Source organism: Streptomyces kryoterrae (assembly GCF_054072135.1).
The window spans coordinates 1,111,387-1,127,012 of the sequence record NZ_CM133358.1 but is presented as its reverse complement, the minus strand read 5'-3'; the positions used below and the strand labels follow the sequence as shown (position 1 = coordinate 1,127,012).

Below are 15,626 nucleotides of genomic sequence, written 5' to 3'. Positions count from 1 at the left end.
CGACACTTGGCTCTTTGCTACAGAGTGCGCTGTTGTTTAACCCACGCTTCGACTTCTGACACTTTGAATCGAATCTTGGCGTTGCGTCCCGCTCCAAATCTGTAGGGAGAGAGTCCTGAGTGGGTGGCATTTCTGTATACCCATGAAGTGGACACATTTAGATATTCTGCTGTTTCCTGGATGGTCATGAACTGTGCTGGCATGGTTCCTTAAGGCGTTGCAATGTATTCAGCGGTTGCACTTCGATCTCGTCGGCAGCTGCGTGTGGATGGTTCAATGGTCTGGACGATCGCCGGTTTGGGTAACCGGCGAATACGCGCTACAGTGCGGGCCGCTCAAGTCCTGAAAGCGGCTTTTGGCAGCTCTGAGGAGCTGTGGAGGCGTTGCCCATCGGGGTGTGGATCAGTGCTGTTGACCCGCACGACTCCAGCGAGGCGGTAGGTGATGAAGCTTTGCATGTTGGGGCCATCCCTGTCGGTGTACGGCCCGGCGGCACGCACCGACTGCAAGAACGTTGTCCCCGCCGCTGATGGTGGGCCAACTCGATGTCGCGGGAGTCGGTCAATGAAGCTCTGTCACGGGATGGCGAAGTGGCCGTCGGTGCAGGCCTCTCCTTTTCTCTTGCCGCAACCGGCGGCGGTGGATACACGCCCGGGGCAACGGTGTAGTCAGTCGGCGCTACCGGTGGCGAGAACAGCCGAATGAGAACGCATTGCAGACATTTCTCAAGCTACTCGGCCAGGGAGGGTTCGCGAAGGTGAGGCAACTGGCCCCGCAGGGGCGGGAACCGCAACCATTTCAAACCGTTGCCCAGCCAGCACTGGCGGTCCGGTGGAGTACAGCCGTTAGCGCTCTGCGCTACGTTGATCTGCCCCGAGCAGCCGGATGTGGCGCCACACGTGCGCGTTGCTGCGGTGCACCGCACTCATCCAGGAAGGAACTGAGTGCCAGTCGGCGGCCACCTCGCGCTCGCCCCAGGCCACTTGGATGATTCGGCCATCAGTGGCGAGGGCCTCCCGACATCGCTCGGTCAGATTCGCATCCCCGAGCTACCGAGAGGCCCTGCCCTCATGCGCGAACAGCCAGAAGATCACCCGACCAGGAACCCTGTTCGACCTGCACGTTTTATGATCGGTTGAGATACGGCTTCTGAAGCCAACGGGTCCGTGCGCTGCTGTCTGTGGGACGACGGAGGCGACTCGCACCGACTGGTGGGCACAGCGGCCGGAGCTGTGGTCCCGACCCACTTCGCCAGAAGATCGCCACCCCGCAAGGGTCACGACTACACACGGCACCGAGACTCTCTGCGGAGCACCCCTCATTCTGGATGTGCCAGCCTTGCTTTCCCGCCATTGGCCAGCTGGCTTGCGGCAGGAGTTTCGAGTATGCAACGCAGTTGGCTGCGGAAGGGAGGGACCCAGCAGGTTCTTCGTCTGCTGGTGGTGCAGGCGTCACGCGTCGCTGACCTGCGTAGAACGTGGCCACGTATGGCTCGTTGGAGCCGTCGGCCCGGGAAGGGTCCGGATCTTGTCCTCAGCGAGACGGGACTGGTCATCTGCCGACGCCGTACCTCTGGGCTCGTGGACTGCTCCAAGCGGATGTGCCGGCCCGCCCAGTGCTACGGCGTGGTGGGCCGCTGTGGGGAGCGGAGTACGAGCAGGGTGATCTCGCTGGGGGCGAAGACGCGGAACGGCGGGCCCCAGAAGCCGGTGCTGCGGCTGGTGTAGAGGAGGGTGCGGGTGCCGTGGTGGCTGAGGCCGGCGACGGCGGGCTGGTCGATGCGGACCAGGTGGTGGAAGGGCCAGATCTGGCCGCCGTGGGTGTGGCCGGAGAGTTGGAGGTCGATGCCGTCGGCTGCGGCCCGGTCGACGAACTTGGGCTGGTGGGCCAGGAGCAGGACGGGCAGGTCGGGGTCGGCGCCGTTCAGGGCTCCGGAGAGGTGGGCGCGGTGGCCTGGCAGGCCGGAGGACTCGGCGGTGACGTCGTCCACGCCGGCGACCACGAGGGTGTCGCCTCCGTGTTCGAGCAGCAGATGGCGGTTGCGCAGCGGCTCCCAGCCCAGCTCGTCCATCAGGTCGACCCAGCCCTGGGCTTCGCTGTAGTACTCGTGGTTGCCGGTGACGTAGACCCGGGCCCGGCTGGCCTGCACGGTACCGAGTGGGACGGCCTGGGCGCGGCGGCGTTCGGCCGTGCCGTCCGCGATGTCGCCGGTGTGGCACACCAGGTCGGCTTCCAGGGTGTTCACCGTCTCGCATACCCGCTCCGACCAGCGAGTGATCTCGTCACCGTGCACTCGAAGGCGGCCGACCGTACCCCGACCCTCCTGATGACCCTCGAAGGCCGCGACGCCCGCGAGGCCCAGGTGCACCTGGCCGCACGCGACGTCCTGGCCCCCGCCGGGTCGTTCTACGCGTACGAGCCCTTCGCCGCCCTGAAGTTGCAGGATCCCGTCCTGCGCGTGGGCCTGGCGCCGTACAACACCGCCGATGACGTGGACAGGCTCCTCGACGGTCTTTCCTCCTTCCTCTGAGGGTGCCCGGCAAGCTCCCGCATCCGCTCATGGTGCGGTGATCCGCACGTTTCCTCACTCCCCGAGCAGCCGGCCCAGCCCGCAGTCGTGCCGCCTGGATCGCCTGACACCTCGGCCTGCGGTGCCATCATGTCGGAGCCGTGGAAACCGCCGGGCCACACGTGGAGTTCGGCGATCCCGCCGTCCTGCCAGATCCACGAGGCGTACGCGACGGTCTCATCCCGGAAGGTCGCCGCGGAGCCGACGTCCAGGAAGGCCGGAGGGAGCCCGGACAGGTCTTCGGCCCGGGCTCGGGCGGCGTAGGCGGGTACGTTCGGGCCGCTGCGCCGGTCGCCGAGCAGCGAGGTCCAGCCCATCTCGTTGGAGGCGTGATCCCACACGCACAGGCCCGCCATCTGGTGGCTGGACACCGTGTCATTGGGGTCGTCCAGCGGGTCAGCAGGGCCAGCGCCGCGACCTGGCCGTCGCCCGCACTGGCTCCCGCGATGACGATCCGCTCGGCGTCGCCGCCGATCTCGGACCTCGACCTGGCCGGTGGGGGAGAGCAGTAGGCGCTGACCACGGCCAGGTCGCCCGCTTCCACAGCGGCGTGAGGTCCCTGGGGGACCTCACGCCGCAGCGGTCTACTTGTGAGCGCTGTGGACGCCGAAGCGGTAGGTGCCCGACCCGACCTCGAACACGGCGGCCCCGTTCTCCATCCGGAGGAACCGGACTCCCTTCGCCTTCTCGACCGGTCCGCCGCCCTCGGTGACCGCCCGGCGGGTCTCGGACGGCACGTGGACCTCGGCGACGGTGTTGACCGGCACGGTCACCTTCAGGTCGAGAGCGCCGTCGCGGGTGCTCCACTTCGAGGAGAGAGCGCCGTAGACGGTCTTGAGACTTCCGGAGCCCTCGGTCAGGTTTCCGCCGGGCACCGGTGCGATCCGGGAACGCTTGTAGCCGGCTTCGATCGCGGAGAGGCCGCCGATGTTCTGGAACATCCAGTCACCCACGGCGCCGTAGGCGTAGTGGTTGAAGGAGTTCATGTCGACCGGCCCGAAGTCGCCATTGGGCATGATCGAGTTCCACCGCTCCCACATGGTGGTGGCACCGCTGGCGACCTCGTAGCCCCAGGACGGGTAGTCCTTGTGGAGCAGCATCTTGTAGGCGAGGTCGGCCCGGCCGATCCTGCTCAGCGCGGGCAGCAGCAGCGGTGTGCCGATGAAGCCGGTGCGCAGGTGGTAGTCGGTCAGCGCGAGTTTGGCGACGAACTTCTCGCCGGTCTTCTCGACCAGTGCCGGGTCGGAGACGAGGTTCATGCCGAGAGCCATGGCGTACCCGGTCTGGGAGTTGCCCTTGACCGTGCCGTCGGCGGCGACGTAGGCGCTGGTGAAGGCGGTGCGGATGTCGGCGGAGAGCTTGGCGTATTCGGACGCCGCCGCGTCGTCGCCGAGAGCCTTGGCCGTCTCCGCCATCATGCGGGCGTTCTCGGCGTAGTAGGCCGTGCCCAGGATGCCCTGCTCGGTCGGGTCGTCCAGGTGCAGCCAGTCGTTGGTGAAGAACGTGGTGCGGCCGGGTTCGAGAAGGTCCGGTCCGGCGCTGTCGCGCACGAACTGGAAGAACTTCTGCATGGCGGGGTAGTTCTCCCGCAGGATGCGGGTGTCGTCGTAGGAACGCCACACGGAGTACGGCACGGTGATCATCACGTCGGACCAGCCGACACCGCTGTCGCCGAACTGGCCCTGCGGGGTCGGGACGACGGCGGGCAGATCACCGTTGGCGTATTGGGAGTTGCGCACGTCCGCCATCCAGTGGGACAGGAACGCGCGGGTGTCGACGAGGTAGTTGGCCGTCGGCGCGAACAGGCTGATGTCTCCGGTCCAGCCCAGGCGTTCGTCGCGGGCGGGGGTGTCGGTGGGGATGGAGAGGAAGTTGCCCCGCTGGCTCCAGGAGATGTTGCTGACCAGCTGGTTCAGCATGGTGTCCGAGGTCTTCAGGGTGCCGGTGGACGGGAGGTCGGAGCCCCACACGACGCCCTTGACGTCGGAGAGCGCGGAGGGCTCGCTCACGCCGGTGATCTCGATGTAGCGGAATCCGTGCTGGGTGAAGGTGGGTTCGTAGGTCGCCGTTCCGGTCTTGGCGAAGGTGTAGCGGTCGGTGACCCGGGCGCTGCGGAAGTTGTCGGTGTAGAGGGTGCCGTTCTTGTTGAGCACCTCCGCATAGCGGATCCTGACCGTCTGGCCGGCGGAGCCGGTGAGGGTCAGCCGGGACACCCCGACCATGTTCTGCCCGAGGTCGTACACGTAGGCGCCGGGGGTGGGCTCGGTCATCGTGCGGGCCTTGAGCACCTGGGTCGCGCGCACCGGCTCGTCGCTCTGCGGGACCAGGAGGGCGCTCCGGGACTCCAGGCTCGTGGCGGGCTCCCATGCCGCGTCGTCGAATCCGGGCCGGCTCCAGCCCGAAGGCTTCAGACCGGCGTCGTAGGTCTCGCCGTCCTGCAGGTCGGCCTTGACGTAGGGGCCGCCGGCCGCCTTCCACGAGTCGTCCGTGGCGATCCACTGGACCGAGCCGTCGGTGTAGGTGATGCGGACCTTCGCCACGAGAGCGGGGGTGTCCCCGTACTGGCGGCTCCAGCCGATGCCGACCTTGCCGGCCCACCAGCCGTTCGCCAGGGACGCGCCGATCGCGTTGTCGCCACGGGCGAGCAGCTTCGTCACGTCGTACGTCTGGGACTGGATGCGCTTGCGGTAGTTCGTCCAGCCCGGGGCGAGCACCTGGTCGCCGACCGGCTTGCCGTTGATCTCCAGCTCGTAGACGCCGAGCGCCGACGCGTAGACGCGTGCGGAGGCGATCTTCTTGCCGGCCTTGGTCGCGAAGCCCTTACGCAGCAGGGGCAGCGGCCGGACCGCGGGGCCGCTGAGGGCGTCCGTGGTGCCGGACACCACGAGGGCGGAGCCGACGATCTCACCGCCGGTGAACGGGTTTCTGTCGGCGGCGAAATCGGTGTCGAGCAGCGTGCCGCCGTCGGCGCCGGTCACGACGGCGTCGTAGACGGTTCCCTGCTCGCCGCAGCATCCGTGGGTGCGGAAACCGAAGTAGCCCTTGCTGAACGTGGTGTCCGTGAAGGTGTTGACCAGCTTGCCGTCGAGGGTGGTCGTGATGGTGGTGCCCGCCACCTCGAAGCGGACGGTGTGCCGGTCGGTGAGGAGGCTCGCGTTGGTGAAGCCGTAGGGCGCGAGATCAATCTCCTGCAGCACGCTGTAGTTCCCCTGGACCTGCTTGTGCAGTCTCAGCATCGGGGTTGAGCCCGTGACGTTGAACTGCCACATGTAGCCGTTGCTCGCGTCGGAGGCGCGCAGGAACATGCCGAGGGCGGCGCTGTCGATCTTGAAATCGGCCTTGGCGACGTAGTCGGTCCACTTGCCCGGCTGACTCGCGGCCTCCGGACGAGTGATCCACTGGGCGCCGTCCCAGTCGCCGGAGTCCAGCAGGCCAGTCTCGAAGGACGCGGGAGCACTCCACGGGCTCGCGGCGTTCCTGTCGTCCCAGGCCCGTACACGCCAGTAGTAGCGGGTGGCCGGCTTCAGGGCGGGCCCGCCGTACCGAACGCCGACCTGGCGGTCGGACACGACCTTGCCGGACTTCCACACGTCGGCGGACCCCGGCGCGCGTCCGACCTGGACCTCGTACGCCTTCTGCGAAGTCGCCCGCCGGGCCGACGTCGACTGCCAGCCGAAGACCGGGTCCTCACCCCCGATGCCCAGGGGGTTCACCCGGCCGTTGGTGGTCGGAGTCTCCACGGAGAACTTCCCGTCGCCCGACGCGGCGGAAGAGGCGGACGCGGGCACGACCGCTGTGCCTCCGACCACGGCGAACACGAGAAGGCCTCTGAGGAGGACGAACAGAAACGAGCGTTTACGCGGCATGGCATCCCCATGTGAGCTGTTCCAGGTGCTCGCGGCTGGTGGCGCCACGAAGCACGGTGTGCGGATGTGCGGGTGTGTGTTGTGGAGGTCAGTGCGTGGCGCTGCTCAACAGCGCCTCCAGGTCGGCGGCGGCGCCGGCGCCGCCGTCCTCGAAGAGGACCTTGTTGGCCAGCGTGGGCAGCTCACGCGCCGGCACGTCCAGATACGGTTCCAGTCGCCGGGCCAGCCGGGCGGGATCCGTGCCGAGGCCGTTCCGGACCAGGACACCGACCGTGCGCTCCCACAGGCCGGGGTCGTCCATCAGGTCCCGTACGGTCGCCACCGCGGTCGGGGCCGGCGGGCAGGGATCCTCGGTCGTCCAGAAGTGTCTGCCGTGCGTCGCGGTCAGGGTCCGGCCAGCCCTCGCCGGGCAGGTGAACGGTGGCCCGAGCCCCCACGGGGACGGTCACCTCCAGATGGAAGCGCCCGTTGTCGCGCCGCCAGCTCACCGACGCCTCCCCGTAGGGAGTGATGTGCCGGGCGGAGGCATGGGTGAGTGCCCGGTCCGGCAGCGGCCGTACGGTGAACTCCCGGTAGCCGGGGGCCGCGGGGGCGAGTCCGGCCACCGTGCGGTGCATCCAGTCGGCGACCGCTCCGAGCGCGTAGTGGTTGAAGGAAGTCATCTGGCGTACGGGAAGGTAGGGGTTCGAAGGGCCACGGCACCAGGATCTGCTCGTCCGACCCGACCCGTACGACGGTGTCGCCGTCCAGCTCCACCTCGTACGCCGTCTGCCCCCACCCGGGGTCGCTCGTGCGCACCTGCCAGGACAGCCGGGGCTCCGGGGTGCCGACGCCGAGTGCGTCCTCCCGGTGCTCGAACCGGATGGAGAACACCGTGGTGTCGGGTTCCGGACGCTCAAGGCTCATACCGATCTGTGCTCCCTGCATTGTGTGGCACGTTCTACGTTTGAAACGACTCAACCCTGAGGTGAAAAAGTCCGGCACGTCAAGAGGAGAGACCCAGAAATTTCCCGGCGGGCACCCCGGCGCGAGTCCGAACCCCGTTCGGCGCTGGTCCGCACGTGAGAGGCGAGGGTGTCGACCGGATCAGGCGTCGAGCAGCAGTGCGGTGCTGCCGCGTGTCACCAGGCGCGGTGTCGAGGCCATGACGACAGAGCGGTCGCGCCGCTTCTCGATCCGCTCCACCAGGAGTCGGGCCGCGGTCTCGCCCATGATGGCGCCCGCCTGGTCCACGCTGGTCAGGTTCACGGGGGTGAGGGCGGCGATGGAGGTGTTGTCGTATCCAGTGAGGGAGAGGTTCTCGGGGATGCGCAGGCCGAGTTCGGCGGCGGCGCGGAAGACGCCGGTCGCGGCGACGTCGGCGCCGGCGAAGATCGCGGTGGGCGGGCGCGTGGAGGTGAGCAGTTCCATGGCGCCGCGGTAGCCGCCCTCGTCCGAGTACCCCGAGTTCACGACCCGGGCCAGGTCGGCCAGACCGTGCCGGGCCATCGCGTCACGGTAGGCGGCACGTACGTGGTGCTCGGGCCGCTGCTCCCACTGGCTGCCGGGCACCGTCGGATGCGACACATGGGCTATGTCTCGGTGTCCGAGTGCGACCAGGTGGTCGACGATCAGGTCGACGCCGGCCCCGTCCTGGTTGACTACGCGGTCGTACGCCGGTGAGGGATCGTGGTGCCCGACCACCACCGTCGGCACATCGGCGGCGATGCGCACCACCTCCGCACGCGCCACAGCGGGCGCGACCAGGATCAGACCGTCCATCTGCCGGTCCACCATGGCGTGGATCAGCTTGGTCTGTTCCTCCATCTCGGAGGAACAGCTGGAGCCGATGAACACCGCGTACTCGGTGTCGCGCAGCGTCGCGTTCACGCCGTCCAGGAGGTCGGCGTAGAAGGCGTTGCGGACGCTCGCGAGCAGCACGCCGATCGTGTAGGTGCGGCCCCGCATGCCGCGGGCGGCGGCGTGGGGGCGGTAGCCCAGTTCGACCACGGCCGACTGCACCCGCTCCCGCATCGCGGCGCTCACGCCGTAGGCGTTGGTCAGCACCTTCGACACGGCGGAGGTGGACACGCCCGCAGTGCGGGCGACGTCCGTGATGGTGATCCTCTTCGAGCCGCTTGCCGGTCGCACTGGTGCGCACCTCCGTTGTCATGCACCGCTCTGCCCGATTTGCGTTTCCGGAACGTTACTCGCGGATGACTTGACGACTCGGGCACGTTCGCTTCGATCCTTGGGGCATCCGTTTCGTGGAACGTTACATGAAACGGATCGCATGACCGAGCCCACTGGCAGGTGGCTGCGTCAGAACCTGGCCGCTCAGGGTGTCAGATGTGCCGACCGCAACCGGAGGACCCGGAAGCTGCAGCCGAATCGTCGTCCCGCTTTCCCGCATCGGAATCGTCCGAAAGACGGGAAACCCAGCCCGTCCCCGTCCCCGCGTTTTCCCTCAGGCCGGTCCGAGTCGGCCGCGACCCGGTGGAGGTTCTCCATGAACCGGCACGTCGCCTCCGCGTCGACCGCCCTGCGGCCGATGTGTGCGCGGGTGGGGGATGGGCGGCGGGGGTGGGTGCTCATGTGCGCCGCAGGGTCACCAGTCCGTCGCAGCGCTGCCTTGAGGTATCACACCTTGCTGTTTGAAACGATTCAGTCGCCGCTTGAAACGAAGGACCATCAATGAGGTCCATCACTCGCACCAAGAGAAGAGCCGCAGTCGCCGTTCTGCCGCTCGTGTTGAGTGCGTGCAGCGCGGGCTCGCTCGGCTCGTCCAGTGGGAACGAAGGCGCCGCGACGTCGATCAAGTTGCTCGTCGACAACGCGCCCGACAACCTGAACGCGGCCAAGCAGCTGGCGAAGAACCCGAAGGTCAGGGTCAGTGTGGAGACGCGTCCCGGCGGGACAGAGGGCGACAACCTCATCAAGACGCGGCTGCAGACGGACAGCATGTCCGACGTCTTCCTGTACAACACCGGTTCGCTGTTCCAGCAGATCGACCCGACGAAGACGCTCACGCCGATCACCCAGGACTCGTACGTGAAGAGCCTGGACAAGTCCTTCGTCCCGCAGGTCACGGTCGGCGGCCAGACCTACGGTGTGCCTTTCGGCTCGGCTCTGGGCGGCGGTGTCCTCTACAACAAGAAGGTCTACGCCAAGCTCGGTCTGGCGGCGCCGAAGACCTGGGCGGACTTCATCGCCAACAGCGAGAAGATCAAGGCTGCCGGTATCGCTCCGGTCATCCAGACCTACCAGGACACCTGGACCTCGCAGCTTCTCGTTCTGGGTGACTTCCACAACGTGTCCGCCGTGGAACCCGGCTTCGCGGAGAAGTTCACCGCGAACAAGGTGAAGTTCGCCTCCGATGTGAACGCGGTGAAGGGCTTCGAGCGCGTGGGGCAGATCCACGACCTGAAGCTGCAGAATTCCGACTACGCGTCGGCCACGCTGGTCAAGGGCCTGCAGATGCTGGCCACCGGCAAGGGCGCCCAGTACCCGATGCTCTCCACCGTCATCGGCGCGATCAAGGCGAGCAACCCGGATGAGCTCAACGACATCGGCTTCTTCGCGCTGCCGGGTGACGACGCCGCCGACAACGGCCTGACGGCGTGGTTCCCGAACGCCCTGTACATCCCGAAGACCACCACGGGTGACAAGCTCGCCGCGGTCAAGAAGTTCCTGGCGTTCGCCGCGAGCCCGGCCGGCTGTGCCTCCCAGGCGAAGGCGTCGACGCCGACCGGGCCCTATCTGGTCGAGGGCTGCACCCTGCCGACGGACGTGCCGACGATCACCAAGGACGTCGCCGCGTACTTCACGGCCGGCGCCCAGAGCCCGGCACTGGAGTTCCTGTCCCCGGTGAAGGGCCCGTGACCAGGCTTGCCACGGCACCCGCCCAGGAGGCAGGTTTCTCATCGAAGGACCTGTCAGCCTCGATGGCGACGGCGCCCGCGGCACTCGAAGCACTTGGGCTCGGGGAAGCCGCGGGCTGTTGGCTCGCGGAGGGGAGCGCTGATGAACTCGTGCTGGGTACCGGCTCGTACGGGCGAAGCAGTACACGCAGGTACTGCTTCCCCCTCGGAGTCTTCTCGTGTCCGAGGCGGGAGGCATGAGGCAGGGTCGTTTCAAAGTCCTGCTTGCGGGTGATCGTGCAGGTGTCAGGCGATGCCGAGTAGGTCGAGCGGTCTGTTGAAGGGGTCGTGGCCGCCGCGGTCCGGGCTCTGGGTCTGAGCTGGGGGTGCTTCAGTCGAGCTGCGGCTGACGGCGAGCGGTCCCCGCGTGATCGAGGTCAACGGTCGGCCGGCGGGTCGCCCGAGACGCTCGCTGATGGTTGGCGAGGGGGAGCGGCCAGCCGGGATGTTCGGACTGGCTGCTCTCAGCTCGGGAGTTTCCGGCTCGGTTCGGTCGTGCTTCATCTGTCCTGCACGATGAAGCAGGCCCGTTCGTAGAGCTCGTCGAACGTGATGACTTCGACGTCCTGGATGGATCGCCTGTACTGCTCGAAGGAAGTCATCTTCTCGGGGTTCGCCGCGCTGCCGTCGGTGAACTCGTTGAGGCTTCCGATGACGAGCACCTGTCGCGGGCGGACGGTGGAGACCTCGATGCCGGTCGGGGCACCGTCGTCCCGGAACTGCCTGTGCAGTTGACCGTTGACCAGTTGTTGGGCCTTGTAGGCGGTCTTCTGTACCTGCGCCACGGCGCCGACGACTTCCTTGGAGACCTGATAGACGTCCGGCGCCCGGTACGGTGCGCTGGCCAGCAGGGATGTCAGATGGGTCTTGATCTCGCAGAACAGCAGGCTGCTGATGAAGCCCTTGGAACGCATGACGGCGTCACTGCGCTTTCCCGCCCCGGCGAAGATGTTCGCGCCGGTCGTGATGCGTTCCAGCTTGCCGTCGTCGTAGGGGCCACAGGCAACGAAGGTGAGACCGTATCCGAAGATCCAGGGATTCTTTTCGAAGAAGCCCTGCCAGACCGCTTCCGGCCCGGCCACCTGAGCGCGTCCCTGCTGGAAGAAATCCGCGTCGTTCAACAACCGGTCGAACCTTTGGAGTTGGGCTTTGCGGTTGCTGATCAGTCGGATGTCCTCTTCGGTGAGGGCGCCGCCGACGGCGGCTCTGACGGCTTCGAGGAGTGTTGTGCGGTCCTGGTCGGCCAGGAGGCGAGCCAACTCTGCTTCGTCGCCGACGACCAGCCGCAGGCTGCTGTCAGGGATGTCCAGCCCGATGCAGCTTTCGAGGAAGCGGATGACCTTCCAGAAGCTCTCGTGGGCGTCACTCGCGTCGACGAGTGCCTTGACGATCTGAGGGGCCTCGGTGCCGGGTATCGTTTCCGTGGCTGCCGTCTTTGCAGCCTTGCTCTTGTCCTTCTTCCACAGCTTGATCCTGGGTGAAAGGACACCGTCCTTGTTGATGAGGGTCACGTTGCACAACGTGGCCACCCGCTGCCGGTCATCCAGAAGGAAATCGGTGATCAGGCGACTTCCGCGGGTGTCGTAGAAGTAGGGGAGCCCTTGGTCCTGGTCGCGAATCTCAAGGTCTGAGAAGTCCTGCGCCGTGACATCGAACTCTGTGGTCGGAAGGCCGATGCGGAAGCCCCGCAGGACGGGGAGATCAGGCTCGGCGGTCTGGCTCCTCCAGTCCGGTGAGACGGCCGGCAGCGGGCCCAGGTCGCCTTCGACGACGAGGGACTGGACGTCTGCGCGTTGGAGATGGGTGAGTACGGCTTCCAGTCGGGGCCAGACTGCGTTGATGACGGTCTCCGTGAATGCCGGCAGGAGGACGGAAGGCACGGTGAGGACTGCCTCGTACGTGGCGTCCGTCCATCCGTCACCGGGCATGGGGTGGTAGATGCCGCCGTCACGGCGCAGCGTCAGGACAGTCGGGCGGAGCAGGTCTCGGGCGATTTTCTCGCCGTCGCGGTCGAGGAGGCTGTAGGTCTGTCCGAGGACGAGGTCGAGTTTGCCGGTGTCGTCGTCATCGAGCGGCACGGAGACCAGCGGACCGGTGGCCGGCGCGGGAGCTGAGGCGTAGACCGGCCGCCCCGATATGAACGTGAAGGGGCGGAGCGTCCAGCCGTCCGGCCCGAGGAGACGGTTCAGCTTCGCGACCCGTTGGGATGCGTGGTCGACGTCGGGCTGCACCTCGGGATGCACGAACCGCGCCAAGAAGGCGAGAAGAACCTTGTCAGGGCCGTCGTGGAGTTGGAAGTGGGGGTTTTCGAAGACCCAGTTGTCTTCCCAGTCGAGTGGGTTGTCGACTCGGTGCTTGATGATGTCTTCTCGTGCTGTTGTGTACCGGGAGTCCGTCGATGGAAGCCTGTCGAGGTCGTACAGGGATCTGAGGAAGTCGATCTCTTCGAGCCGACCCCACCAGGGGCCACCCTCACCAGTCAGGTAGTCGACGATGTCGCGTCGCGTGAGAGTCGTGATTCTCTGCGTGCTATTGCTGTGTGATGCCGGGGCGGCGGACTGCGTCATGGCCCCAGGATGAACGCACTCCGCCTCACGTGGTGGGTGATTGAACATCAAATGTCTCTGACCGCAGTGGCAACATCGCGGATGCTGCGACCGAGTGCAGTGTTACCGCCTGGCCGCGACAAGGGATCTGTTTGGCCTGGCCCGGGATTTCGTGGCTCTGCTGGCTACCTCGCGGAAGAACCGTGCCGCGATCGAGGGCGGCGTATCGCACGGTGCGGTGGGAAACGGTGCGGGTCCGTGCCGACTGCGTTCGGCACGGACCCGCCGGACTATGGCCCCTCAGGAAGGGGCGCGCACACCGCAGTGGGGCCGCCTGGCGCGGCCTGCTCGTGCGGCTGCGCTGCCTCACCCGCACCGAGCACGCCCAAGCCCCAGCCCGCATGGCCGGGTTGACCGTCACAGCCCGCACGGTGCAGGCCTGGCTCGCCGGGGCCCGCACGCCGTCGCGAAAGAACCTCGCCGCGATCGGGCAGGCCTACCGCACGGTGCGGCGCGTGAACGTCGCCCGCTACCTCCTGGCCCGCCTCAACCGCGGCACCCGCGTGGAGATCCACCCGCTCAACCAGTCCCAGGTGAGCCGCCCCCACCAACGGACGGTGGGGTACCGGTCGATGAACGTCCGTCACTGGGACCGGATCGTCGCCGCGTGGGCGGCCGGTGACGACCAGGGCCTCGATGACCCATGGGGTGGACGTGCTCGTTGGCCTCGGCTCTGAGTGGGGTCAGTACGAGTACGTCACCAACATCGGCTTCGCCGCCTGACCTGCCCGACTGCCCGCTGCGCCTGGTCGGCCTTCCGCTGGCGCGGTCCTCCGCTGTTCCGCGTCGGGGACTGGATGCACTCGTGTGAGGCCGTCAGGGGTCTTGGTGGAGGCCGACGCATGTCCCGGCTGGTGCATTGACGGGTCTCATCGGTGTCCTGTCCGGGGCTTCGGCGATCAGCGTCGTTGTCGCGTCCGGCCGGTGACAGCAGAGCGTCTCCCCAGGGGCGCCACCGGAACCCGGGGATGCTCATCACGAGACGCCGACGTATCAATCGGGTAGGAGGGCCGGGTGGCCGGCCCTCCTACCCGATTGATGCTCCGTCAGAAGAGCAGCTCCGGCTCAACTTCTGAGAAGCATCCGCAGGAAGAAGAACGAACCGATGCAGAACGCTGCTATGACGATGAACAGACAGTTGGGCATCCTGCGGCTGGAGGGGTCGTCTGGGCCTCGCAGGGCGATTGTCCGCAGGCTGGTTCCGCCCGGGCTGGGACCTCATCACAGATGACCGTAGCCATGTTACGTACCGAGGCCGGCCGCAACCTGCGGTGGTCCGCTGATTGATGCGCTTCAATCAGCTCGGCGGAGGAGACTCTCGCACCCCCTGCGGGCCGTCACGTTTCGGTGCAGCGGTTTCCCTGATCAGCCATGCTCCGCTTTCGTCCGCCCGTGCCGGTCGGTCACCCCGGTCGGCGGGCTCTCGCCGGGGGGCACGTCGGAGCTGTGCTGTGACCGGGCGGTTATCGACTGGCCTATCTGCCCTCGTATCTGGCTGGTCGCAAGCGCTTGGAGCGTTTCAACGCGCGTCATGTATTCTGCGGCTTGTCCGCGACGCCTGGTCACTGTGAGTGCCGTGCGGTCCGGGGTCGAATGAGACCGGAGGTCGAGGAGCACTGTGGCAACCGCCCGTCCGCGAGGAGTACAGGGGCATGCCAGTCCGAGCATGCAGGACGTCGCCGACGCCGCGGGCGTCTCGGTCGGCACTGTCTCCAACGTGCTGAACCATCCGGCGAAGGTGAGCCCTGCGACGGCCGAGCGGGTCCGCGAAGCCATCGGCCGACTGGGTTTCGTGCGCAATGACGCCGCCCGGTCGCTGGTGTCGGGCTCGACCAACAGCGTCGGCATGGTGCTGGCCGACATCGAGAACTCCCTGTTCATCGACATGGCGCACGGCGCTCAGGACGCCGCCCGCGCGGTCGGCCAGAACCTGCTGCTCGCGAACACGGCGTGCGACATGACGCTTCAGGACGACTACCTGGACCTCTTCGACGAGTCCCGGGTCACCGGCGTCCTGCTGGCTCCGATGGAGGACTCCACCGCCGGCATCGCCCGCATCCGTTCGCACGGACGCCAGGTCGTGCTCCTTAACTACGCTCCAAGACCGGGCACTTGTTGTTCGGTGCTGGTCAACAACGAGCACGTCGGATATCTGGCAGCCCGCCATCTCATCGACACCGGGCGGACACGACTGGCCTATGTGGTGGCGCACGACGACTACCAGCCCGTGCGCGACAGGCGCAGGGGGGTGCGTGCGGCGGTCGAGGAGGCGGGAGGCGGCATCAGCCTGGAGGAGATCGACAGCGGCGGCCTGACCACATCCCACGGACATGTGGTCGGGCAAGATCTCGCGCGGCGAGCCTCCGGCGATCTGCCGGACGGCCTGATCGCCGTCACCGATGAGCTGGCCAACGCCATCATTCATGAGCTCCATACCGTGGCAGGGATCCGCGTGCCCGACCGGATCGCGGTCGTCGGCTGCGAGAACAACCGCACGGCCGGCGCCGCGGCGGTGCCGCTGACCGCGGTGGACATGCCGGGCCGGATGATGGGGCAGGAAGCGATCCGGCTACTGATGGACGAGGTGGCTTCGGGCAACCAGCACCGTCACGCCACCGTCGTGCTGGAGCCCGAACTGATCGTCCGCGCCAGCGCACCGAGCTGATCGTCCGTGCCAGCGCGCCGC

General features: G+C 67.2%; 8 protein-coding genes and 5 pseudogenes. 4 read left to right on the top strand and 9 right to left on the bottom strand.

The genetic code is table 11. The features are described 5' to 3' along the window. Positions 1-17: 17 nt before the first annotated feature. Together ACW4TU_RS04605 and ACW4TU_RS04600 are read right to left on the bottom strand one after the other, a co-directional pair. Complete coding sequence (locus tag ACW4TU_RS04605) at positions 18-188, bottom strand: helix-turn-helix domain-containing protein (protein WP_457430704.1); 171 nt, start codon at positions 186-188, stop codon at positions 18-20. Positions 189-1,618: 1,430 nt separating this feature from the next. Continuing rightward, positions 1,619-2,272 (bottom strand): annotated as a pseudogene (locus tag ACW4TU_RS04600) (metallophosphoesterase); the annotation flags it as partial. A 15-nt stretch (positions 2,273-2,287) separates the two neighbouring features. On the opposite strand from ACW4TU_RS04600, the gene ACW4TU_RS04595 reads away from it, so the two are divergent. Continuing rightward, positions 2,288-2,530, top strand: coding sequence for a hypothetical protein (locus ACW4TU_RS04595; RefSeq protein ID WP_457430761.1), 243 nt, complete (start codon positions 2,288-2,290; stop codon positions 2,528-2,530). A gap of 74 nt (positions 2,531-2,604) precedes the next feature. On the opposite strand, the pseudogene ACW4TU_RS04590 reads toward ACW4TU_RS04595, so the two are convergent. From ACW4TU_RS04590 to ACW4TU_RS04565, 6 genes and pseudogenes are all read right to left on the bottom strand, one after another. Further along, positions 2,605-3,062: pseudogene (locus ACW4TU_RS04590) on the bottom strand (alpha/beta hydrolase); the annotation flags it as partial. A gap of 91 nt (positions 3,063-3,153) precedes the next feature. Further along, on the bottom strand, positions 3,154-6,435 hold the full coding sequence (locus ACW4TU_RS04585) for a family 78 glycoside hydrolase catalytic domain (RefSeq protein WP_457424875.1): 3,282 nt from the start codon (positions 6,433-6,435) through the stop codon (positions 3,154-3,156). Between the two features lie 88 nt (positions 6,436-6,523). Then, positions 6,524-6,757 carry a hypothetical protein gene (locus ACW4TU_RS04580; protein WP_457424873.1) on the bottom strand — a complete coding sequence of 78 codons (234 nt, stop codon included), beginning with the start codon at positions 6,755-6,757 and terminating at the stop codon, positions 6,524-6,526. A gap of 139 nt (positions 6,758-6,896) precedes the next feature. After that, a pseudogene (locus tag ACW4TU_RS04575) lies at positions 6,897-7,052 on the bottom strand (alpha-L-rhamnosidase C-terminal domain-containing protein); the annotation flags it as partial. A 109-nt stretch (positions 7,053-7,161) separates the two neighbouring features. Then, positions 7,162-7,341 (bottom strand): annotated as a pseudogene (locus ACW4TU_RS04570) (glycoside hydrolase family 78 protein); the annotation flags it as partial. Between the two features lie 180 nt (positions 7,342-7,521). Beyond that, positions 7,522-8,565 carry a LacI family DNA-binding transcriptional regulator gene (locus ACW4TU_RS04565; protein WP_457424871.1) on the bottom strand — a complete coding sequence of 348 codons (1,044 nt, stop codon included), beginning with the start codon at positions 8,563-8,565 and terminating at the stop codon, positions 7,522-7,524. A gap of 543 nt (positions 8,566-9,108) precedes the next feature. On the opposite strand from ACW4TU_RS04565, the gene ACW4TU_RS04560 reads away from it, so the two are divergent. Next, positions 9,109-10,296: an ABC transporter substrate-binding protein gene (locus ACW4TU_RS04560; protein ID WP_457424869.1), complete on the top strand. Its 1,188-nt coding sequence runs from the start codon at positions 9,109-9,111 to the stop codon at positions 10,294-10,296. Positions 10,297-10,834: 538 nt separating this feature from the next. Here ACW4TU_RS04560 and ACW4TU_RS04555 read toward each other — a convergent pair. Beyond that, entirely contained in the window at positions 10,835-12,901 is a 2,067-nt protein-coding gene (locus ACW4TU_RS04555; protein ID WP_457424867.1) for a Shedu anti-phage system protein SduA domain-containing protein, read from the bottom strand. A 317-nt stretch (positions 12,902-13,218) separates the two neighbouring features. On the opposite strand from ACW4TU_RS04555, the pseudogene ACW4TU_RS04550 reads away from it, so the two are divergent. Then, positions 13,219-13,663, top strand: a pseudogene (locus ACW4TU_RS04550) (transcriptional regulator); the annotation flags it as partial. Between the two features lie 943 nt (positions 13,664-14,606). Continuing rightward, positions 14,607-15,605, top strand: coding sequence for a LacI family DNA-binding transcriptional regulator (locus tag ACW4TU_RS04545; protein ID WP_457424865.1), 999 nt, complete (start codon positions 14,607-14,609; stop codon positions 15,603-15,605). Positions 15,606-15,626: the final 21 nt, after the last annotated feature.

What these genes read in the sequence shown, in the direction of transcription:
- ACW4TU_RS04560 (WP_457424869.1), top strand. Translation starts at nt 9,109, where the DNA reads ATGAGGTCCATCACTCGCACCAAGAGAAGAGCCGCAGTCGCCGTTCTG.
- ACW4TU_RS04555 (WP_457424867.1), bottom strand. Translation starts at nt 12,901, where the DNA reads ATGACGCAGTCCGCCGCCCCGGCATCACACAGCAATAGCACGCAGAGA.
- ACW4TU_RS04545 (WP_457424865.1), top strand. Translation starts at nt 14,607, where the DNA reads ATGCAGGACGTCGCCGACGCCGCGGGCGTCTCGGTCGGCACTGTCTCC.
- ACW4TU_RS04585 (WP_457424875.1), bottom strand. Translation starts at nt 6,435, where the DNA reads ATGCCGCGTAAACGCTCGTTTCTGTTCGTCCTCCTCAGAGGCCTTCTC.
- ACW4TU_RS04605 (WP_457430704.1), bottom strand. Translation starts at nt 188, where the DNA reads ATGACCATCCAGGAAACAGCAGAATATCTAAATGTGTCCACTTCATGG.